We start from the raw sequence: 21,385 nt of genomic DNA, 5'->3' as shown, positions 1-21,385 counted from the left end.
CGGGAAAGGGAAAAGCAGGGACAATGGTACGCGATGGCTCGGAAACGAGGGGCGGAAATGGAAAGATACGTCAGGTGGAGGGGAGGGAGCAAGGCAAGACCCCATGGCCCTACACCCGCTCGTATTTACGACAATCTGCTAGCGCTCAAAACGGCGAGTGTGGGTGGGGGTTCCTGATTCCCATGTGGTCGTCACAGATAACTGCTTATGCCCGGAGAGTTCGGAGTTGTTCGAGGGGTTGTCGTCTCTGCATGGCTACGAGTACCGACGTCTGACCACTGAGGTGAGGCACTCCCAAATTACGGCACTCGTGCAACCCGGCCCGATGCGGACTACAGCGGTATAGTAGGCCTACGGCTTATCAGGGCGGCTACAGGGGCATAATAAAAGGGAGCCAAAGGCTCCCCTTCTTCTTGTAAGGCGTTTTCATTGTCAGTAAATAAGCCGGGTTGCTTCCAATTGCTTTAAAATTGGAAGTTGCACGCCCTTCGGAATCCCTTTTTGCAAGCCAGTGTTATATCCGCTTTAGCAAGTTCTATATTATTCTGGCTGTTGTAGAGGTAGCCGCGACTGAAAAGAGCTTCCGCATAATCTGGTTTCAATGCGAGAGCCTTGTTGAAATCCTCAATAGCTTTGTCGGGTTTTCCGGTTTTGACAAATAATTCGCCACGGTTTCTATATGCTTTGTGCATCTCAGGTTTCAATGATATGGCCTTGTTTATGTCCTCCATTGCCTTGTCCATATCACCTTTGGCAGCGTAAGACGCGCTGCGAACGCAAAAGCCATCGTAAAACTCTGGATAGACCGAAATACCATATGTTGTATCGTCTATTGCGCCATCGTAATCCTGCCGTTTGAGTGCCTCTTCTCCATTATATTTTTCTGTGGCCATGCTGACGCGGCCCTCTGGCGTGTCCCTGTAAAGCTTCACGTTGATATTGTCGTCATAAATTTTCCACATAGCTCCGCTTGCCGGATCAACAAGCAGGATTCCAATCAGGCCGCCGAAAACAACATTACCGAAGTACCAGCCGTTGATTTTTCCGTCAATGTGGGTTTCGTAGGGAAGGTAACCTTCTTTGGTGAGCTTGATTTTATATCTAGCATTCTGGAAGAAGCCGGAAGATGCATCTAATGTCGCAGTGAAAGGAGTTTTCGTTTTTACCTCCAAATTTCCGGTGCTTAGATTTAGAATCTCGCAGCTCGCTTCGTCAGGCTGAGTCATAATAGGCAGAACTTTGTTGCTGCTTGAAACAATGGAAGCACAGCCACTGCAAAGATACACAGACAGCATTACTACAGCGATGAAAAATCTCTTCATGTTTCCTCCCAAATAATAAATTTAGCTATTTTTACATAAATTAAATTAATTGGCAATATACTATATTTGCTTCGACGTCGCAAGGCCTGGACAGATTACAAGTGTTACATGCACTTAGTGGATTTTAGATTTGAAATATGTACTACTTTTGAGACAATGATCTGAAAAAACACAATTATAAAATATTATTTATGTAATATAGCTCCTGTCGTGACTGACAAAACAAAGTTTAGTAGTAATTATTGTGTTTAAATATGTGGATAAATGAATAATTATTGTGCACGTTTCAGGCTAACTACCTGAAGGCACAGAGGCTGTAATACAGGGTGTAACCAGATGGGTAAGGCCTCTAATCGAATAATCAACCGCTGGGAGGCGATGGGGTCTTCCCCTCACGTGTAAAATTGGGGCGAGAAAGACCGGTTGCTTGTAGATGAAATTGCTGAATGGATTGATCAGCAAGCTGCCGGTAGGCCAGCTAAGTAATAGGCCTGATAAGCCCTTCTTTTGGGGGTGGTGGTCATCCTTCGGATGTGGCGCAGTGGTCTGCTTTGCTAACCCATTGTGTCTGATAATGTGTGCCGGCAGGGATAAAAAGGATGACTCCGATATGGGGTGGGAGCCTGATCATTTGAGGGCTTACAGGTCTGTGGGTGTGACTAAAAAGTGGAAATCAGGCCTAATCCTTACTTGAATTTACTTAAGTCTTTGGATTTATAGGCGAACATTGTTGGCTCCTAACCACGACCCAGGCATTCCCGGCCTGTCGTCTATGAGATAAAAAGGCGTGCAGGAAAAGCCTCAAAATGCATTTTCTACTTGAGGCTCTAGTTTTCAGAAGAAATCAGAGTTTAATTCCTCGAAAAGGGGATGCCGCTGTCAATAGGGGTGACTCCTGAGGGGGGCTCGAACGAAGAAACAAAACAAGGCGTGATCAAAAGAAAAAAGGCACCTAGTTTTTAGCTAAGTGCCTGATTTTGCTATGGCGGGCGGTACTGGATTCGAACCAGCGACCCCAGGCTTCGGAGGCCTGTACTCTATCCAACTGAGCTAACCGCCCGCATATGACGGACCAGATCCAAGCTCAGGCCGTCATAAAAATTTACACTAATTATGCTTCTAACTCAAGCCAAAAATCTGTCATTTTGGAGGGGCGTTTGCTACACTGTCCGGCACAACACCGTCCTGATGCATGCCCCGCATTGTTTTGCCGTTGATGATCCGTTGTGTTTCAAGCGGTTTTTCTTTCGGGAAGGAGATGGAATGACCTCAACATTCCCCGGAATTCGCGTGATAGGCCTCACCGGAGGCATTGCCACCGGGAAGAGCAGTGTGGCCCGTTTCATCGCGGAGCTGGGTGGCGCTGTTATCGATGCGGACGAGCTCTCGCGCCAGGTGGTCAGTCCCGGTAGTCCCGGACTGGAACGGCTGGTGGCCGTTTTCGGCGAGGAGATGCTGTTGCCGGACGGCAGTCTTGACCGCAAGCGGCTGGGAAGAGTCGTTTTCGTCGACGACGAACAGCGTCGCCGACTCGAGCAGATCGTGCATCCGGAAATCAGACGCCTGGCGGCTGAACGGATTGCTGCCGCAGCGGACGAGGGGCACCGCACGGTCTTCTACATGGCGCCGCTGCTGATCGAGGCCGGCGCCAGCGAGCTGGTGGATGAGATATGGGTGGTGACGGTCGATCCGGAAGTGCAGTTGGAACGGCTGATGCTCAGGGATGGGATTACTCGGGAAGAAGCCTTGCGCATCACTGCCTGCCAGATGCCGTTAGGCGAAAAGGCACGCCATGGCAGGATCGTGATCGATAACAGTGGCCCACCGGCAGAGACGCAGCGCCTGGTGAAGGATATCTGGCTGAAGGAGATAGGTAGCGAACTATGAAGGAACTGACACACGTCATCAGAAAAGGGAACCGGCCGGCAGCAAAGCCTGATATCCCCTTGGACTGTTTTGCAGCCGTGCCGCGCGGCGCCGAGGAAGTCGCCGCCCGCGAGCTCGAAGCGCTGGGCATCGAGGGGGCGAAGGTCGGTCGGGGCGGTGTGTCCTTCGTCACCAACCGGGAAGGGCTGTACCGGGCCAACCTGTGGCTGCGCACGGCCAGCCGCATCCTGGTGCAGCTGGCCGTTTTTCCCTGCTCGAGCCCCGAAGAGCTCTACCAGGGAGTACACGCTTTGGGCTGGGCCGGACTGATCACCCCTGCCATGACTCTGGCGGTGGACTGCAGCCTGCGCGATTCCAGCCTGACGCATTCGGGCTTCGTGGCGCTCAAGACCAAGGATGCCATTGTTGACCGCATCCGGGAGGCGTGCGGCTCACGCCCCAGTGTCGACACCTCCTCGCCGGATGTGCGCATCAACGTGCATCTGCTGAAGAACGTCTGCACCGTCAGCCTTGACAGCTCAGGTGATGCGCTGGACCGCCGCGGCTATCGTCTCGAACGGACCGAGGCGCCGCTCAGGGAGACACTGGCTGCCACCATAGTTGCCCTGACCGGGTGGGATGGCTCGATCCCCCTGGTCGACCCGATGTGCGGTTCCGGGACGATCCCGATTGAGGCGGCCCTGATGGCGGCCCGCATACCCCCGGGCCTGCAGCGCCCATTCGGGTTCCAGCGATGGCTCGGGTATGACAGGAACGTATGGGACAGGCTGCTGAAAGAGGCTGATAACGGCGTGCGGCAAATACCGGTCGGTTTGGTGACCGGGTATGATCAGGACAGCCAGTCTTTGGCGCGCGCGACGAAAAATGCCGCCAAGGCAGGATTTCAGGGCCAGCTTCATTTCTTTCATGCAGCCCTGGAGGCCTTCCGGCCCGAGGCGGAGCGCGGGGTGGTGATCATCAACCCGCCGTACGGCAAGCGGCTGGGAGAGGAAGAAGAGTTGAAAGAGCTTTACTGCCAGATCGGCGATATCATGAAGCAGCGCTGCCGGGGCTGGACCGGTTTCGTCATTACCGGCAATCTCGAACTGGCCAAGTACATCGGCCTCAAGGCTTCGCGCCGCTTCGTCCTGTTCAACGGGCCGATCGAATGCCGGCTTTTGAAGTACGAGTTGTACTGATTTCGATATCCCCTGGAAGGCCCCGCTCGCCGCTGCAGTGCACTACCAAAGAACGATCATGAGTTTCCCCCGGCATAAGGATCGGCAGGCTGGTTGGCGGGCTGATCCGGCGCTCCGTATCCCGGCTCCGCCAGAGGTGTTCTGGTGGTGACCGCGAAGACATCGATGCCCGCCTTGCCCTCCAAGGGGCAGACATTCTCGCAGATGCCGCAGCCGTTGCACAGCTCCTCCACCACATAGGGCTGCTTCACCTGTACTGTTTTTCCGTCGAAGCCGGCGATTTCCACTACCTCGGACCGGATCGCCTTCTGGGGTATGGGGCAGTGCTCCTCGCAGACGATGCAGTCGATGCGCCGCGCAAAGGGGATGCAGCGGTTCTTGTCCAGGACCGCCTTGCCGATCACTTCCCGCTTCTTCTGGGCCGGGGGCAGATCCGGAATGGCCCCGGTGGGACAGACCTGACCGCACAGGGTGCAGTTGTACTCGCAGTAGCCGAGGCGCGGCACCAGCATCGGCGTGTACATCCCCTCCACCCCCGCCTGCAGAAAGGCCGGATACAGGGCGCTCCGCAGGCAGACCTTCATGCATTCCCCGCAGCGGACGCACTTCTCCAGGAATTCCCCTTCACTGCGGACCCCTGGCGGGCGCAGTAATCGGTTCTGCCGCTCCGGGTTCCGGAACCCCAGGGTCTTCACCAAGACGAAGCCGGAGAGCATGCCACCCAGCAGCACCCGCCGTTCCATCACCGGCCCCTGGTCGGGGCGCCGGCCGCGGAAACCGAGGCTGAAACGCACCCGTCGGGAGGGGCACCCTACCGCGCACTTCATGCAGAGGATACACTCCTCCATTTGCAGCAGTTCCCGATCAAAGGAAGTGGGGCAGAGATCCTGGCATGCCCGGCAGTCGGGACAGAGCTTGGTCGGAACGCGCCGCAGGGGGCCGAGACGGGTGGCCAGTCCCAGGAGGGTGCCCAAGGGGCAGAGCCGGCGGCACCAGGCGCGCTCCTCGTAGCGCTCCAGGAACAGGATCAGAAAGAAGAGCGCGGCCGAGAGAAAGGCAAGGGGGTAGAGGGTTTCCCGGAAAGGGAGCAGGTAGTTCGCAATGAGACGGTAGCCGGGGTCGAGCAGGTCGCGCCGCTCGCCGACCAGCCCGTAGAGGGACCTCCAGCCGCCGCGCACGGTCTCGCCCAGGAGCGGATGGAAGAAAAAGGTCAGGGCCCGCTGCAGCAGGGCAATGGGGTCCAGCAGCCCCGCCAGGTTGATCTTGAACAGGGAGGCGGTCAGGAGCGGCACCAGAAGCCAGTATTTGGCGTTGCCCTGCAGGCTCCTGATCGGCCCCACTTTGCGGATTCTGCCGGTAGCCAGGTCCAGGATCGTCCCCAGCGGGCAGATCCAGCCGCAGAAAAAACGTCCGAGGAACACCGTCAAGACCAGCATCAGAAGCCCGGGCAGCAGGAGCGGCACATAGGTCTTTACGGCCAGCAGCGTGCTGGCGGCGGTGAGGGCGTTTGCCCGGAAAAAACCGTTGGCCGCGGCCACGATCCGGTCGCTGCCCCGGTACTCGGTCATCAGGAACAGGAGCAGGAACAGGGCGAGAAAGAGCAGTTGCGAAACCCGGGCTGAGACAAGTTTCTTCACGGTAACCTCGGCGTAGTTAATTCCGGATCATGGCGCTTTCTGCGCAGGATTGTCTGCGGTTCCCCGGACATAGTGAAGCCTCTGCCGTTGTCCCAATCCGCGCCCACTTGACAGCATCCTGGTTACACCTTCACGATCTTCATTTTTTCAAGGTTCATCTCTCCCAGACCTCGCCGGTAGGCCGCAACGGTGACGGCGATGTCCGCGGGCTTGCGTCCGAAGAGGGTCGTGGCGTAGGCATCGGCCGCAACGATATCCGTGGATGCGATGACGGTGTTCAGGACCTTCACGTCCGCCAGGTTGCCCCCCTGAGGGCCATGGGCAGTGAGTACCCGGGTGGCATCGATGATGGTGAGGTGGCTGCGGAAGACGGCATTGACGTCGGCCAGGGCCTCGGGGAGATGCTTGTGGAGGGAACCCCGGTTTCCTCCCATGATCCCCATGACGTTCTTCAGCCCCAGGGTCAGTCCGCTCAAGCCGTGGTGCTTTGCCACCGGCACATTGATGTACACGTCTGCCGACAAGGCCTCGCCGTACAGCTCCCACTCCTTCAGTGCCTTGCCGTTCAGCGACACCATCTTGAAGCGTTCCTCCTCCAGGTGCTTCACCTCTACATTTTTGAGGTCCTTCAAGGCCGCCTCGATCCCGCTGCTAACGTAGCAGCGCCGCGCATCGTTGCAGGTCCGGTCAAAGACCTTCACCCGCTTCGCGCCCGCCTTGAGGCATTCCTCCACCACCGTCCTGACAACGATTGGGTTTGTAGTGGCCGCATATTCCGGGGCCCGATCCCAGCCGATGTTCGGTTTCACCACCACAGTCTGGCCCGGCTTGACGAAGCGCTGCATGCCCCCCAGCACGGCGAGGGTTTCGCGGGTAATTGTGCCGTGGTTGGTTCCCTGCCCCACTGCGAGCACGGGTGGCTGGGCAGCGAAAAGATCGCGTAGCCACCCGTTCAGAAAGAGCGACGAGAGCCCCACTGTCTTGATGAATCCTCTTCTATCCATGGATGCCTCCTGAATGAGATCTGACAGTCGAAAGTGACAGGCCAACCGTCCACCGCGCCCAGGCGATGGCGGGACACTGAATCATCTGTCCGTGGTACTGCAGGTTCGTCGTTGAACGTTGGGATGTGAGGCCACCGGTACCGATAGGTACCCCGGTGTTCCGGGTATGCGGTGCAGGGTGATGCAGAGGGCAGGTCCTGACTGTGCTATCGCTACCCCTGCATCGACCGAAAGAGGCTGTCGGAGTGTGAATGGAGAAAAACGGGATAATGGAAAGAGAACGCTCAGCACGCATTTCTGCCGATCATGCCGGGGTGCGGGAACCGCACCCGATGCTTGTCCGTGCCTGATGGCCGGCCCCGCTCAGGACTTGACCAGTTTGTGACAGAACAGGCAGCGATTCTTGGAGGGGTGGTTGGGAGGGAAGGGGACCCCTTTTTCGCGGTGGCACGGTTCGCAGAAAACTTCGGCTCCTTTTTTATCCGGCTTGAAAAAGGCACGTTTGAAGATCGGGGCATCCGGGCCGGGCGCATTTTTGAACGCGGTATCGTAGACGATGCGGTGGGTGGCATCGAACGGCACATGCTTTGTCTTCTCCCTGCCGGTCAGCGCAAAGAAGATCGCCAGCACTGCAACCACCAAGCCCACAAAAAACCAGTCGCGTTTGTCAATTTTCATTTCAGGTCTCTTTCGTCAGTTCAGTCGGATTTTATCAGAGCGAAGTAAATGATCACGCCTCCGATCACCAGGCCTCCCACTCCGAAGGGGATCAGGGACTTGAGGGAGAGTTCCTCGCCGGGAACAGGCATGGCGAAACGCAGGAGTACGATCAGGCCGAGCAGGAAGAAGAGGGTCAGCAGGACGGTTTTCGACTTTTTCACAACACCGAAAAAGAATACTGCCGCTACTGCGGCCAATACGGCCGGGTGGCTGAATATCTGCTTCAGGCTCAGATTCTGTATGCTGGTCAGCAGATTGGCGGTTTCAAACGGGCGAAGTGCTTCGGTTGCTTTTTCAACGAGCTGTTGCTTATCCATTGTCCTGATCCGTCATGGTTGCGTGATGGGAAATAGTAGAATAAAGCATCCGCTTGGGCAAGAAAAATGAAAGCCCGCATACGGTGGTGCGGGCTTCGGTTACGTGGTTCAACTCAGGAAATCCTTCACTTGGTCGAGAAAACTCTTCTTCAACGGGTGCACTTCTTCGCCGCTGATCCTGGCAAATTCCTCCAGCAGTTCCTTCTGTTTCTTGTTGAGGTTCGAGGGGGTTTCCACCTTGATCACGACCAACTGGTCGCCGCGGCCGTACCCCTGCAGCGAGGGAATCCCCTTGCCCCGCAGGCGGTAAATTCTGCCCGACTGAGTCCCCTCGGGAATCTTCATGGCAACTTTGCCGTCCAGGGTCGGGACTTCGATCTCGCACCCCAGCGAGGCCTGGATGAAGCTTATCGGAAACTCGCAGACAACGTTGTTGTCTTCACGCTGAAAGAGAGAATGAGGCTGGACGCTGATGGCCACGTACAGATCGCCGTTGGGGCCCCCTTTGAGACCCTGGCCGCCGTCTCCGGTGGATTTCAGGCGCGAGCCGGTCTCCACCCCGCCGGGTATCTTGATCGAAAGCGTCTTGCTGTCCTTGACGCTCCCTTTGCCGCGGCAATCCGGGCAGGGATCGCTGACGATCTTGCCCTCGCCGTTGCATTGACCGCAGGTTTTGCTGACACTGAAAAAACCCTGCTGATAACGGACCTGACCCGCCCCGCGGCAGGAGGGGCAGACCTTCGGTTCGGTGCCGGGCTTTGATCCGGAGCCGTTGCAGGTGCCGCAACGCTTGGCGTAGGGAACCTCGATCTTCTTTTCGACGCCGAAGGCGGCCTCTTCAAAGGTGATTTCCAGGTTGTAGAGCAGGTCGTCGCCCCGCCGCCCCTGGGTGCGTCCACGACTGGACCCCCCTCCGAAGATGTCTCCGAAAATATCTCCGAAAATGTCCCCAAAGGGTGTGCCTGCCCCGAATCCTCCGCTGGAGAAACCGCCTCCCGACATGCCGGCATGGCCGAACTGGTCGTACTGGGCGCGCTTCTGGGCATCGGAAAGCACCTCGTACGCCTCGGTCACTTCCTTGAATTTGTCTTCTGCTGCCTTGTCACCGGGATTTTTATCCGGATGGTACTGGATCGCCTGTTTGCGGAAAGCCTTCTTGATCTCTGTCTCGGAGGCGTTTCGATGTATCTCGAGCACCTCGTAATAATCGCGTTTTTCACCGTTTGCCAAAATGATATCCTTTTTTCCCGTAATACGTGTAGGGGCGACCGGCTGGTCGCCCCTACGAATGTACCGTATTCTGTGGCAGGATGCTATTTCTTCTTGTCGTCCTTGACTTCTTCGAAGTCCGCGTCGACCACTTTTTCGTCGCTGCGGGAGGATGTGCCGGCACCGGGTTGTTCCTCGCCCGGGGCGGCACCCTCTTCAGCCGCCTTCTGGGCATACATGGCTTCGGCCAGCTTGTGGGCCGCCTGGGCCAGTTCGTCGGTGGCCTTTTTGATGGCCTCGGCGTCTTCCCCTTCCATGGTCTTCTTCAGGTCGGCAATTTTGTTCTCGATGTTCCCTTTTTCCACTGCATCGATCTTGTCGCCATGTTCCTTGAGGGACTTTTCGGTGCTGTAGACCATGCTGTCGGCATGGTTGCGGGCCTCGATCGCCTCACGCTTGCGCTTGTCTTCCTCGGCATGGGCCTCGGCGTCACGGACCATCTTGTCGATCTCCTCCTTGGAAAGGCCCGAGGAGGCGGTGATGCGGATCGACTGCTCCTTGCCGGTGCCCAGGTCCTTGGCCGAGACATGCACGATGCCGTTGGCATCGATGTCGAAGGTGACTTCGATTTGCGGCACGCCGCGCGGCGCAGGCGGCAGGCCGGTCAGCTCGAAGTTGCCGAGGGTCTTGTTGTCGCGGGACATCTCGCGCTCGCCCTGCAGAACGTGGATCGACACGGCCGGCTGGTTGTCCGCCGCAGTCGAGAAGACCTGACTCTTGCGGCAGGGAATAGTGGTGTTCTTTTCGATCAGCCTGGTCATCACGCCACCGAGCGTCTCGATGCCCAGTGAAAGCGGAGTCACGTCCAGCAGTAGCACGTCCTTGACATCACCCTTGAGTACGCCCCCCTGAATGCCTGCGCCGATGGCAACCACCTCGTCGGGGTTGACCCCTTTGTTGGGGGTTTTGCCGAAGATGTCTTCGACCTTTTTCTGCACGGCCGGCATGCGCGTCATGCCACCAACCAGGATGACTTCATCGATGTCGGAGGCCGACAGGCCCGCATCCCTGAGAGCGGTGCGGCACGGACCTTCCAGTTTGGCCAGCAGCGAGGCGCAGATCGACTCGAGCTTGGCGCGGGAGAGCTTCATGGTCAGGTGCTTGGGACCGGAAGCATCGGCAGTGATGAAGGGCAGATTGATGTCGGTCTCCATCGAGGAGGAGAGCTCGCACTTGGCCTTCTCGGCAGCCTCTTTCAGGCGCTGGAGGGCCATCTTATCGCCCCGCAGATCAATGCCTTGATCCTTCTTGAACTCGTCGGCGATCCAGTCGATCACCAGCTGGTCGAAGTCCTCGCCCCCCAGGAAGGTGTCGCCGTTGGTGGATTTTACTTCAAAGACGCCATCACCCAGTTCGAGGATGGAGATATCGAAGGTACCGCCCCCCAGGTCGAATACCGCAACCTTTTCTTCCTTCTTCTTGTCGAGGCCATAGGCCAGGGCCGCAGCGGTCGGCTCGTTGATGATGCGCAGGACGTTCAGGCCGGCGATCTTGCCGGCGTCCTTGGTGGCCTGGCGCTGGGAGTCGTCGAAATAAGCCGGCACGGTAATCACGGCGTCGGTGACGGTCGCGCCCAGGTAGTCTTCAGCCGTTTTCTTCATTTTCTGCAGCACGATGGCCGAAATCTCGGGGGCTGAATAGCGCTTGTTGCGTACTTCCACCCAGGCGTCGCCGTTGTCTGCCTTGACGATCTTGAAGGGAGAGATGGCGATGTCCTTTTTGACCGCCTCGGATTCATACTTGCGGCCGATCAGGCGCTTGATAGCGTACAGGGTGTTTTCCGGGTTTGTGACGGCCTGCCGTTTGGCCTGCTGTCCGACCAGGCGCTCGCCGTTTTCCGCAAAGGCCACCATCGAAGGGGTTGTGCGGCTCCCCTCGGAGTTGGCTATAACGACCGGTTCCCCCCCCTCCATGATGGCGACACAGGAGTTGGTTGTTCCCAGGTCGATTCCGATTACTTTGCTCATAATGTACATCCTCCTTGTCGATCTATCTATTGTGTAAGTTAGTCATCCTTTTTCAAAAAACAAGGGCAGGGAGAAAAAAAGTCCCATCCCCGGCTATTTCGGAGGCGTTGCGACCGAGACCATGGCCGGGCGGAGCAGCCTTTCCTTGAGCAGGTATCCCTTCTGGAACTGTTCCACGACGGTATTGGGGGGATGCTGGTCGGTTTCCACCTGGGTCATGGCCTGATGGAAGGCCGGGTCAAAGGGGGCACCGGCTGCTTCCACAGGGGTGACGCCGAATTTCTTCAGGGCGGTCAGCAGCATGCCGTGGGTCATGCGAATCCCTTCGAAGACCGGTGAACAGCCCTGCTCGTCAACATGCGACAGGGCGCGCTCCATGTTGTCCAGAACCGGCAGGATCTCCTCGATCAAGGATTTTGTGCCGTAATTCAGCAGTTCCTCTTTTTCGCGGCTGACCCGTTTGCGGAAATTTTCCAGATCGGCTCTTTCGCGCAGGAAGCGGTCCCAGTTTTCGCGGCACTCCGTTTCCTTGGCGGCCAGCAGCCCTTCCAGCTGGCCAATGCGTTCCTCGGGCGTGGCGGGGGCCTGCGATGCTGCGGTCTCGGCGGCTTCGGAAACCTGGTTTTCTGCATCAGCGGCCGATTTGGCCTCTGAGGTGAGATCAACGCTGTCATTTTTCATGATTCGTATTCCTTCTGGAAAGTGGAATTGGGATAAAGAAGTGCGGTGAAGCCTGTCACATGCTGTTCAGCAGCCGGCTGACCAGCCGTGCGGTGTAATCCACGATCGGAATCACGCTGGAGTAACCCATGCGGGTGGGACCGATCACCCCCAGCATGCCGATGGTGTTGCTGCCGGTGACGAAACGCGAGGTGATCAGGCTGACCCCTGTCGTACGGCTCATGGGCGACTCGGAACCGATGTAGATCTGTACTCCCTCGGCGGACATGCAGCATTCAAGTAGTTGCAGCAGTTCGGCTTTCTGCTCGAAGGCCCGGAAAATATCCTGCATCCGGCGGACGTCGCTGAATTCGGGGTGATCGAGTATGCGGGCCTGGCCTTCGACAAAGATATCGCCCCCTTCCAGGGTGACCGCTTTTTCGCTCAAATGGAGCGCCTGGGACAGGAAGGTGTCGAACTGCACCTTCTCCTTCTTCATCTCCGCCAGGATCCGCTCTCGGGATTGGGAGATGGAGAGCCCCTCCATGAGTTCCTTCAGGTAATTACCCATCCGGATCAACTCGTCCGGAGAAAAGTCCCGTTCCGTCTCAACCAGCCTGTTCTGTACGATGCCGTTGCGCGAGACCAGGATGGCCAGTACCTTGCGGGGACCCAGGGCGAGGAATTCAATGTGCCGAAATTCGTCGGAGGTGAAGCTGGGCGCCACGACGAAGGCCATGTAGTTCGACAGGGAAGACAGGGTACGGCTGGTTTCCTTGAGGATCTCGGGCAACCCTGCCCCGGCCTGCCGGCAGCGCCGGATGATCTGCCTTTTTTCGTCGCGGCTGACCTGGCGCAAGGCTACCATCGAGTCGACGTACAGGCGATAGGCCTTTTCCGTGGGAACCCTGCCGGCCGACGTGTGCGGCGATATCAGCAGCCCCTGCTCCTCGAGCCGGGCCATGACGTTGCGTACCGTTGCCGGCGAGAGCGTCATGGCATGGCGGCGGGCGACCGCACTGCTGCCGACCGGCTCGGCCGTAGCGATGTAGTCCTCAACGATGGCTTCGAGTATCTGTCTGCTTCTCTGAGGGAGTTCCAAATTCATGATCGGACCTCAAAAAAATAGCACTCATGTCTGTAGAGTGCTAATTCACTCTCAAATTTAATCAGTACCCCCTGGTTTGTCAAGGGGATTTCACCTCCGCGCAGCGCCGGAAAAGCACGTCAAATGGCTTGCGCCGCCAGGATAAATGGGTATATAGTTTTAGATTCTTAACAGCCGCAAAATTTAGTTCCAAGATCAACGGGAGCATAAGAAAACAGTGTCCTGGCAGGCTATCGGCATATTCGACTCCGGCGTCGGCGGACTGACGGTCCTGCGCGAGATCTTCCGAGCCTTACCGCAGGAGGATACCATTTATTTCGGCGATACGGCCCGGGTTCCTTACGGCACCAAGTCGCCCGAGACGGTCACCAGATATGCCCATGAAATTACCACATTTCTGGCAAAACGCGATATCAAGCTGCTGGTGGTGGCCTGCAACACCGCCTCGGCTGTGGCGCTCAACGCATTGAAGCGCGAATTCCCGATCCCGGTCGTCGGGGTGATCGAACCGGGAGCCCGGCGGGCGGTCGAGGTGACGCGCTCGGGCCGGGTCGGGGTGATCGGTACGGCCGGCACGATCAAGAGCAGCGCCTATTCCCGTGCCATCAAGCGGCTCAATCCGGCCGCCGAGGTGATTACCCGCGCTTGTCCGCTGTTTGTGCCTCTGGCCGAAGAGGGATGGACCGACAACCAGGTGGCCCGGCTCACTGCGCAGACCTATCTGCAGGAGTTGAGGGAGGCCCGGGTGGATACGCTCGTTCTGGGCTGTACCCACTATCCGCTCCTGAAAACCGTCATAGCCGAGACAATGGGACCGGATGTCGTGCTGGTGGATTCGGCCGAGGAAACCGCCCGCACCGTTGCCGAAATCCTTTCCAAAAAGAAGATGATGCGGCCGCCTTCAGAGCAGGGCAACCATCACTATTACGTGAGCGACATTCCAGCCGGGTTCATCAGGGTGGGCAACCGCTTTCTGGGGGGACGGCTGGGGGATGTCTATCAGGTCAATCTGGACGAAGAGTCCGCGGGGGATTGAGATATGCCGCTGCGCAAACGGTCCAACATCAGTCTGCTGATTCCTTTCCTGGTGGTGGCGCTGGTCTTCGGCCTGCTGATCTGGCAGAGGTACCGCGCCAGCCGTCAAACGATAACGCCCCCCCATATCCAGCAGCCTTCAGGGCTGCATACTGCCGTACTGTTTTTCGTGGCCGACGGAACCAGCTTGGCACGTGAGGCCCGTCAGTTGGACCCCTGCGAAGATGCGGAGGCATGTGCCCGGGAGGTTCTGGAAGAGCTTTTCTATGGACCGGTGGGAGAGCTGGATGATGCCTTCCCCGAAGGGGCGGTGCCGCAGGATGTGCATTTTTCCGGCAATACCGCGGTGGTCGATCTCGATCGTGCCTTTGCGGACCAAATGCCATCCGGCAGCTCGGCTGAAATGATGGCGGTCTATTCAATCGTCAATACCCTGTGCGTCAACTTTCCCCAGATCACTCAGGTGAAGCTGAATATCGGGGGAGCGCATCTGAAGCATCTCGATCTTTCGGCTCCGCTGGCTCCCGACTACAGCCTGGAGCGCCGGGCAGAGCCCGCTTCAACCGTACCGGACGCAGCAAAGGAACATACATGATATCTTTTCGTACCGCCATTCAGGAACGCATTCTGATACTGGACGGCGCCATGGGCACCATGCTCCAGGAACGGGGGCTCAAGCCCGGCCAGTCACCCGAGGAACTCAACCTTACCATGCCGGATGTGGTGGCTTCGGTTCATCGTGATTACGTTGCGGCCGGCGCCGATATCATCATCACCAACACCTTTGGCGGCACCCGCTTCAAACTGGCCCATTACGGTTTGGAGGGGCGCCTGGCGGAGATCAATGCCCGTGCGGTCGAGATCGCGCGCAGCGTTGCCGGCGATGCCGTGTATGTCGGGGCTTCCATGGGACCCACCGGCCAGTTCGTAGAGCCGTTGGGCGAGGTGTCCTTCGACGACATGAAATCAGCCTTCCGCGAGCAGGCCGAAGCGCTGATCACGGCCGGCGCCGATCTGATCAGCCTGGAAACCTTCCTGGACATCAAGGAGTGCCGGGCAGCCCTGATCGCCGTGCGCGAGGTTTCGGCCACCATCCCGGTGATCGCCATGCTGACCTTTGACGATAACGGCCGTTCGGTACTGGGCACCTCCCCCGAGGCGGCCGCCATAACCCTGACCGCGGCCGGTGCCGATCTGGTCGGCTCCAACTGCGGGCTCGGCGTGGACGGCATCCATGACATCCTGGCCGCCATGCGCCGGGTAACGCCGCTGCCGTTGATCTCGCAGGCCAATGCCGGATTGCCGGTCCTGGTCGACGGGGTCACCATCTTTCCCGGTACGCCGGAGGAAATGACCGCCTACCACGATCGCCTGATCGCCCTGGGAGTGCGCGTGATCGGCGGCTGCTGCGGCACGACGCCGGCTCATATCCGCGCCATGAAGACTGCCCTGGAACAGCGCCAGCAGCCCTGGCAGCCGCGTCGCAATACCGGTGGTGTCACATTTCTTTCCAGCAGGAGCGACTGGACCGCTGTCGGCGGAGAAAACAAGACCGCCATCATCGGCGAGCGCATCAATCCGACTGGAAAAAAGCTGTATTCCCAGGAGCTGCAGGAGGGCACGGTCGCCTATATCCGCCGCGAAGCCCTGGAACAGGTGCAGGCCGGAGCCACGCTTCTGGATGTGAATGTCGGCGCGCCGGGCATCGATGAACCCGCCGCCATGGAGCGGGCCGTGTTCTGCGTCTGCGGCGCCGCCTCGGTTCCGCTGGTGTTGGATTCTTCCAGCCCGGCAGCCTTGGAACGGGGCCTGAAGGCGGCCGACGGGAAGGTGCTGATCAACTCGGTTTCCGGAGAAGCCAAAAGTTTGCGCGCTGTATTGCCGCTGGCCCGCAAGTACGGCGCAGCGGTGATTGGTCTGACCCTCGACAATAACGGTATTCCCGACACGGCCGAGGGGCGGCTGGCCATTGCCCGGCGCATCCGCAACGCTGCCCGGCGCCACGGCATTCCCGATCAGGACGTTATCATCGATTGCCTGACCCTGACCGTCAGCGCCGAGCAGAAGCGGGCCGCTGAGACCCTGAAGACCATCAGGCTGGTCAAGGACAAGCTGGGGCTCTCCACGGTGCTGGGGGTCAGCAACATCTCCTTCGGTCTGCCGCAGCGTCCGTTGATCTCCTCGGCTTTCTTTGCCATGGCCATGGCGGCGGGACTGGATGCAGCCATCATCAATCCCCGGGAAAAGGCCATGATGGATGCCTGGCGCTCGGCCCAGGTACTGCTGAACCGCGATCTGCAGGCCTCCGGGTATATCGAGGCTTACCGGGGGGAGCAGGCCGGCGCCGTTCCTGCTGCTCCGATTTCGGATGTTCCGCTGTCGATCCGGGAGCGCCTGGCGCAGGCCGTTATCAGCGGGGACCGCGACGGTATCGTTACCCTGGTTGAGGAAGCCCTGACCCAGGGGCTGACCCCGATGGAGGTCAGCAGCGAGGGATTCCTGCCGGGACTGGAAGAGGTGGGGAGGCGGTTCGAGAAGAATATCTTCTTTCTGCCCCAGGTAATGCAATCGGCCGATACCATGCAGGCCGGCTTTGCCCGCCTCAAGACCGAGATGGCGGGGCAGGCCTTCGAGAGCCGCGGCCGTATCCTGATGGCAACCGTGGAAGGGGACATCCACGATATCGGCAAGAACATCGTGAGCACCCTGCTGGAAAACCACGGTTTCGAAGTGTTCGATATCGGCAAGAATGTTTCGGCCGCCACCATCGTTGCTAAGGCGGGCGAACTGGCGGTCGACGCCGTTGGCCTTTCGGCGCTGATGACCACCACCATGGCGGAAATGGACAATGTGGTCCGGAAACTCAAAAGTGCGGGGATCAAAACCTTTACCATGGTGGGTGGGGCAGTAGTCACCCAGGATTATGCCGATAAAATCGGTGCGGATCTGTACGCCCGCGACGCCATGGAAGCAGTGGCCAAGATCAAGCAACTGCTGGGGACCGGAGATTAGAGACTGGGGACTGGTAAAGCCTGGAGACCAGAGACCACGGAACTATCACCCCCATACCGGCTTGCCCGGGGGGCGTTCGCAACAACGCATTGCGATTATTACTGCTTTTGTGCTAGCGTGAACCAATTACGTTATTTCACGGGCGGATCCGGCTGATGGTCTTGGGGTTCAATCACAACGTCAGGTACAGGGATGAGATTTTCCATGTCCAAACCGAGGACAGCGGGATCGACCATCCCCATTTCATCACGCTGCTCTTCAAAGGGGGCGTCATACTGTGCTCGAAAAAGACCAGCTACGCCGACATCCTCAAGACCGAAAACCTTCACGCGGTAGTCGAGGAATTGATGAAGGAGCAGCACAAGGAGATGATGCGGCGTCTCAAATCCGGTGAGTTCGACGACCGGGCCTTTCCGTCCGGAAAAACGCTGTAGAAGGTTCCGGCCTGCTGATGATTCCGTTGCCGCTCATCTTTCACCATCATCTGTCCACGATTCTCCTACATCACTGCAGCCGCTTCACTGATCAACATCCCATTCCGGGGCATGTGCCGTCGCCGGTCCGGCGCCTGCGTGTCGATTTTCGGCATCTGAAACTCCCCGGAACGTGATGCCTCACAACACGTTGAGCAAGATTTTGGAGACCCCCGAGTGTTCAAAAGCCTGACCACCCGCATAATCGCCACCACCATCACCCTGCTGATATGCGGCATTTATACCTATACCTTCTTCAACGTGCGGTACCAGCAGTCCCAGTTTATCGAAATGGCGCGGGAGAGCACCGAGCTGCTGCTGCACACGGTCGAGAGCAGTATCTACAACACCATGCACCTGGGCAACGTCCAGAACGTCGGCTCGATCCTGGCCCTGGTGGGGCAGCACAACCAACTGGTGGGCGTGCGTATCTTCCACCCCCACGGCATCATCCTGCGCTCGGCTAATTCTGCCGAGGTGGGGCGCACGGTGAACGTGAACGACTACAATCTGTACCAGAGCACCAAAAATTACGGCATTTTCGACCTGGCGCCCCACGGCGAGGTGCTGTCCATGGTCAAGCCGATCTACAACGAACCGGCCTGCCATGCCTGCCATGGCAACAAGGCCAGGGTGATCGGTATCCTGAACATCAATTATTCCCTCAACCGCACCAAGATGCAGATGCTGGCCTCCTCGCGCATCTTCATCTTTTCCTCCATCGCGATCACCGCCTTTCTGGCCGTCACCATTTCGCTGATCCTGCTCAAGTTCGTCAAACGCCCGCTCGTCAGCATCATCGATAACATGTCGCGGGTCGAACAGGGGGATCTGAGCGTCCGCATCGAATACCGGGGACGGGACGAGATCGGCCGGCTTATCAAGAGTTTCAACTCGATGGTCGACCGCCTGGACGCCGCCAAACACGAACTGGAACAAATGCACTTCCAGCAGTTGGAGCGGGCGGACCGGCTGGCCTCCATCGGCGAAATGGCGGCCGGCATAGCCCACGAGATCAAGAATCCGCTGGCAGGCATATCGGCCGCCATCAGTATCATCAAGGACGATCTCGAAGGGGCCGATCCCCGGGCCGAGATCCTGGGGGAAGTGCTTCAGCAGGTGCAGCGGCTGGACAAGACGGTCAATGACCTGCTGTTTTTCGGGAAGCCCTCCATGCCGGAGTTCGCCTGCATCGACCTGAACAGCATCATTTCCAAGACGCTGAACTTCGCCTCACAACACCGTTCAGTCGCGAATTTCGAGAAACGACTCATCCTGGCCCCGGATCTGCCCCCGGTGTACGCGGACGCCAAGCAGATGCAGCAAGTCTTTCTCAATATCATACTGAACGCCGTTCAGGCCATGCCCGAGGGGGGCACCCTCACCATTTCCACCAGCCGCTCAACCAGCCAGACGCGCGACCTGGTCAAAGTCGAGGTGGCTGATACCGGATCGGGCATCCCCCCCCAGATCCTTGAAAAGATCTTCACTCCGTTCTTTACCACCAAGGCGCAGGGAACAGGGCTCGGACTGGCGATCTGCTGCAAGCTGGTCCATCTGCATAACGGCGAGATCAGTGTCCGCAGCGATGACATGCATGGAACCGTATTCGTTATAGAATTGCCGGCCTGCAGTATCGAAACTCACGAGATGAGGAGAAGCGATGAAGCGCAACAAGATACTGGTTGTTGATGATGAACATCTGATTCGCTGGTCGTTGGAGCAGAACCTCAAAAAACAGGGGTTCGAGGTTTTCACCGCTGGAACCGGCGAGGACGCGCTGCGGCTTGCCCGGGAGGAACAACCGGACCTGGTGCTGCTTGATATCCAGCTTCCGGGAATCAGCGGCATCGAGGTGCTCGAAAAGATCAAGGACCAGGATGATGAAACGATCGTCATCATGGTTACGGCTCACGGCGGGCTAGAGACAGCGGTCAACGCCATGCGGCTGGGGGCCTACGATTATGTCAGCAAGCCCTTCAATCTGGATGAACTCTCGATCATCATCAGGAAGGCGCTGGAGACCTCCGACCTGAGGCGGGAAGTGGCCCGGCTGCGCTCGGAGACGAAGAGGACCGCCCCCAATATCATCGGGAACAGCAGGCACATGCAATACCTGCTGGAGGTACTGGACAAGGTGGCCAAGAGCGAGGCCTCCACGGTGCTGGTCCAGGGGGAATCGGGCACCGGCAAGGAACTGGTGGCCAAATGGGTGCACTACAGCTCCAGCAGGGCCGAAAAGCCCTTCATTGCCATCAACTGTGCCGCGGTTCCGGCGACACTGCTGGAAAGCGAGCTGTTCGGGCACGAAAAGGGGGCTTTCACCGACGCCAAAGCGACCAAAAAGGGGCTGTTCGAGCTTGCTGATGGTGGCACCGTCTTTCTGGACGAGATCGGCGACATGGAAATGGGCATGCAGGCCAAGCTGCTGCGCTTCCTTGAGGATCGTTCCTTCAGGCGCATCGGCGGCAGCAGGGTCTTTACCGTGGATGTGCGCATCATTTCCGCCACCAACAAAGACCTGCAGCGCTCCATCGAAGAAAAGTCCTTCCGCAACGACCTGTATTACCGCCTGCAGGTCATCCCGATCTTCCTTCCCGCTCTGAGGGAGCGGCGCGAAGACATCATCCCCCTGGCCAACCACTTCATCGAGGGCTACAACAAGGATTTCAACAAGAAGATACAGGGTATCGCCGCCATGGCTGAGCGCGTGATGCTGGACTACTCCTGGCCGGGGAACGTACGGGAGCTGAAGAACGTGATCGAACGTGCGATCATTCTCGGCAACGACGAGACCCTGCTGCTGGAACACCTGCCGTTGGAGATCGTTGCCAAGGCCTCCCCCAAGGTGGGGGCGCCCATGTCCTCCTTCCGCCTGCCTCCCGAAGGAATCGACATCGAGGAGGTCGAAAAGGAACTCATCAGGCAGGCCCTGGACATCACGGAATGGAACCAATCGAAAGCGGCCAAGAAGCTGAATCTCGGTATCGATGCCTTCCGGTACAGGATGAAGAAGTTCGGGTATCTGAAATAACCGGCAGGCTTTCGGCAAACAGAAGCATACGGGCCGCAGGGGGTGCTCCCTCGCGGCCCGTTTTGCTTATCACTACCCGGAAGGGGGATGGGAATGCCCCGACCTCGTTCAATTCTCTCGTCTGGAAACATGACGCTGGCGACCTGAGCCGCCGGCCAGTTCACGATCCATCAGCGAGGAAGAATTAGCTGGGCCGCTCACTGCAGCGGCCTTTTTTGTCCCTATTGTGCAGTAACCACTCCGCAGGCGATCCGACCACCGGAATTACCGCTTGGATCCGTCTTCTCATCGTCCGGCCCGGCGTGAATAATTATGGAAGTGCCCCCCTTTTTGAGAAGAGATCCGCCACCGTCCCCCAGAGTGGCTCCCTTTGCAGTTGCGGTGAACTCTGCCGTGCCATCAGCCTTGACCATCAGATTCGGCAGGTCACCTGCGTGCTTTCCTCCCGGGTTCATAGATCCGTGCTGCTTGGCGGACGGATTGAAATGACCTCCAGCCGTACTGAAACCGGGAGGATCACATTTTCCCTGTTCATGCAGATGGATGCCGTGCTTCCCCGGCGGCAATCCCGAAACCTTCACCGTCACTTCCACGCCTTCGTTTTTCTCTGAAAAATGTGCGGTGCCCAGTGTCTTGCCCAGCGAATCGATAATCTTCGCCGTGGCCGATTTTCCGCTTTCCGCAGCACCGGCCGCTGCAGCCGTTGTCAGCACAAGCAGGCACAATACTATTCTCGTCGTCATGGTCTGGCCTCCCAAAAAG

Annotated in this window: 17 protein-coding genes, 1 tRNA gene and 1 pseudogene; 8 read left to right on the top strand and 11 right to left on the bottom strand. The window is 58.2% G+C overall.

The features are described from left to right. Positions 1-464 precede the first annotated feature (464 nt). The gene (locus GSVR_RS15930) at positions 465-1,322 is read right to left on the bottom strand and encodes a tetratricopeptide repeat protein (RefSeq protein ID WP_173202151.1); all 858 of its coding nucleotides are present in this window, start codon (positions 1,320-1,322) and stop codon (positions 465-467) included. A 983-nt stretch (positions 1,323-2,305) separates the two neighbouring features. Continuing rightward, positions 2,306-2,382, bottom strand: a tRNA-Arg gene (locus GSVR_RS15925). A gap of 224 nt (positions 2,383-2,606) precedes the next feature. On the opposite strand from GSVR_RS15925, the gene coaE reads away from it, so the two are divergent. Beyond that, on the top strand, positions 2,607-3,209 hold the full coding sequence (gene coaE, locus GSVR_RS15920; protein ID WP_173202160.1) for a dephospho-CoA kinase: 603 nt from the start codon (positions 2,607-2,609) through the stop codon (positions 3,207-3,209). Beyond that, the gene (locus tag GSVR_RS15915) at positions 3,206-4,387 is read left to right on the top strand and encodes a class I SAM-dependent RNA methyltransferase (RefSeq protein WP_173202150.1); all 1,182 of its coding nucleotides are present in this window, start codon (positions 3,206-3,208) and stop codon (positions 4,385-4,387) included. Before coaE ends, GSVR_RS15915 begins: the two co-directional genes overlap by 4 nt. 56 nt (positions 4,388-4,443) lie before the next feature. On the opposite strand, the gene GSVR_RS15910 is transcribed toward GSVR_RS15915, so the two are convergent. The 8 genes from GSVR_RS15910 to hrcA form a co-directional block, all read right to left on the bottom strand. Then, positions 4,444-6,024, bottom strand: coding sequence for a 4Fe-4S binding protein (locus GSVR_RS15910; protein WP_173202149.1), 1,581 nt, complete (start codon positions 6,022-6,024; stop codon positions 4,444-4,446). Positions 6,025-6,146: 122 nt separating this feature from the next. Further along, positions 6,147-7,028, bottom strand: a complete 882-nt coding sequence (locus tag GSVR_RS15905; protein WP_173202148.1) for a DUF362 domain-containing protein — start codon at positions 7,026-7,028, stop codon at positions 6,147-6,149. A 363-nt stretch (positions 7,029-7,391) separates the two neighbouring features. Next, positions 7,392-7,706: a cytochrome C gene (locus GSVR_RS15900; protein ID WP_173202147.1), complete on the bottom strand. Its 315-nt coding sequence runs from the start codon at positions 7,704-7,706 to the stop codon at positions 7,392-7,394. A 20-nt stretch (positions 7,707-7,726) separates the two neighbouring features. Then, positions 7,727-8,065 carry a hypothetical protein gene (locus tag GSVR_RS15895; RefSeq protein ID WP_173202146.1) on the bottom strand — a complete coding sequence of 113 codons (339 nt, stop codon included), beginning with the start codon at positions 8,063-8,065 and terminating at the stop codon, positions 7,727-7,729. Between the two features lie 108 nt (positions 8,066-8,173). Continuing rightward, the gene (gene dnaJ, locus GSVR_RS15890) at positions 8,174-9,295 is read right to left on the bottom strand and encodes a molecular chaperone DnaJ (RefSeq protein ID WP_173202145.1); all 1,122 of its coding nucleotides are present in this window, start codon (positions 9,293-9,295) and stop codon (positions 8,174-8,176) included. 83 nt (positions 9,296-9,378) lie between these two features. Continuing rightward, positions 9,379-11,301, bottom strand: a complete 1,923-nt coding sequence (gene dnaK, locus GSVR_RS15885; RefSeq protein ID WP_173202144.1) for a molecular chaperone DnaK — start codon at positions 11,299-11,301, stop codon at positions 9,379-9,381. A 93-nt stretch (positions 11,302-11,394) separates the two neighbouring features. Then, positions 11,395-11,982 (bottom strand): nucleotide exchange factor GrpE, encoded by a 588-nt coding sequence (gene grpE, locus GSVR_RS15880; protein WP_173202143.1) that lies wholly within the window; start codon positions 11,980-11,982, stop codon positions 11,395-11,397. Between the two features lie 55 nt (positions 11,983-12,037). Next, entirely contained in the window at positions 12,038-13,069 is a 1,032-nt protein-coding gene (gene hrcA / locus GSVR_RS15875; protein WP_173202142.1) for a heat-inducible transcriptional repressor HrcA, read from the bottom strand. 217 nt (positions 13,070-13,286) lie between these two features. Between hrcA and murI the strand changes: the two genes are divergently transcribed. The 6 genes and pseudogenes from murI to GSVR_RS15845 all read left to right on the top strand — a co-directional run bounded on the left by murI (position 13,287) and on the right by GSVR_RS15845 (position 20,623). Further along, positions 13,287-14,105, top strand: a complete 819-nt coding sequence (gene murI, locus GSVR_RS15870) for a glutamate racemase (RefSeq protein ID WP_173202141.1) — start codon at positions 13,287-13,289, stop codon at positions 14,103-14,105. Between the two features lie 3 nt (positions 14,106-14,108). Beyond that, complete coding sequence (locus GSVR_RS15865; RefSeq protein ID WP_173202140.1) at positions 14,109-14,699, top strand: GerMN domain-containing protein; 591 nt, start codon at positions 14,109-14,111, stop codon at positions 14,697-14,699. Then, the gene (locus GSVR_RS15860; RefSeq protein ID WP_173202139.1) at positions 14,696-17,116 is read left to right on the top strand and encodes a homocysteine S-methyltransferase family protein; all 2,421 of its coding nucleotides are present in this window, start codon (positions 14,696-14,698) and stop codon (positions 17,114-17,116) included. The genes GSVR_RS15865 and GSVR_RS15860 overlap by 4 nt, the downstream gene beginning before the upstream one ends. 155 nt (positions 17,117-17,271) lie before the next feature. Continuing rightward, positions 17,272-17,535: pseudogene (locus GSVR_RS15855) on the top strand (hypothetical protein); the annotation flags it as partial. 231 nt (positions 17,536-17,766) lie between these two features. After that, positions 17,767-19,281, top strand: a complete 1,515-nt coding sequence (locus GSVR_RS15850) for a PAS domain-containing sensor histidine kinase (RefSeq protein ID WP_173202138.1) — start codon at positions 17,767-17,769, stop codon at positions 19,279-19,281. Then, complete coding sequence (locus GSVR_RS15845; protein ID WP_173202137.1) at positions 19,253-20,623, top strand: sigma-54 dependent transcriptional regulator; 1,371 nt, start codon at positions 19,253-19,255, stop codon at positions 20,621-20,623. Before GSVR_RS15850 ends, GSVR_RS15845 begins: the two co-directional genes overlap by 29 nt. 221 nt (positions 20,624-20,844) lie before the next feature. On the opposite strand, the gene GSVR_RS15840 is transcribed toward GSVR_RS15845, so the two are convergent. Continuing rightward, complete coding sequence (locus GSVR_RS15840; RefSeq protein WP_173202136.1) at positions 20,845-21,366, bottom strand: superoxide dismutase family protein; 522 nt, start codon at positions 21,364-21,366, stop codon at positions 20,845-20,847. Positions 21,367-21,385: the final 19 nt, after the last annotated feature.

The organism is Geobacter sp. SVR (assembly GCF_016865365.1).
Taxonomy (GTDB): Bacteria; Desulfobacterota; Desulfuromonadia; order Geobacterales; family Pseudopelobacteraceae; genus Pelotalea.
The sequence above is the reverse complement of the archived record's forward strand: the minus strand, read 5'-3'. Positions and strand labels throughout refer to the sequence as shown.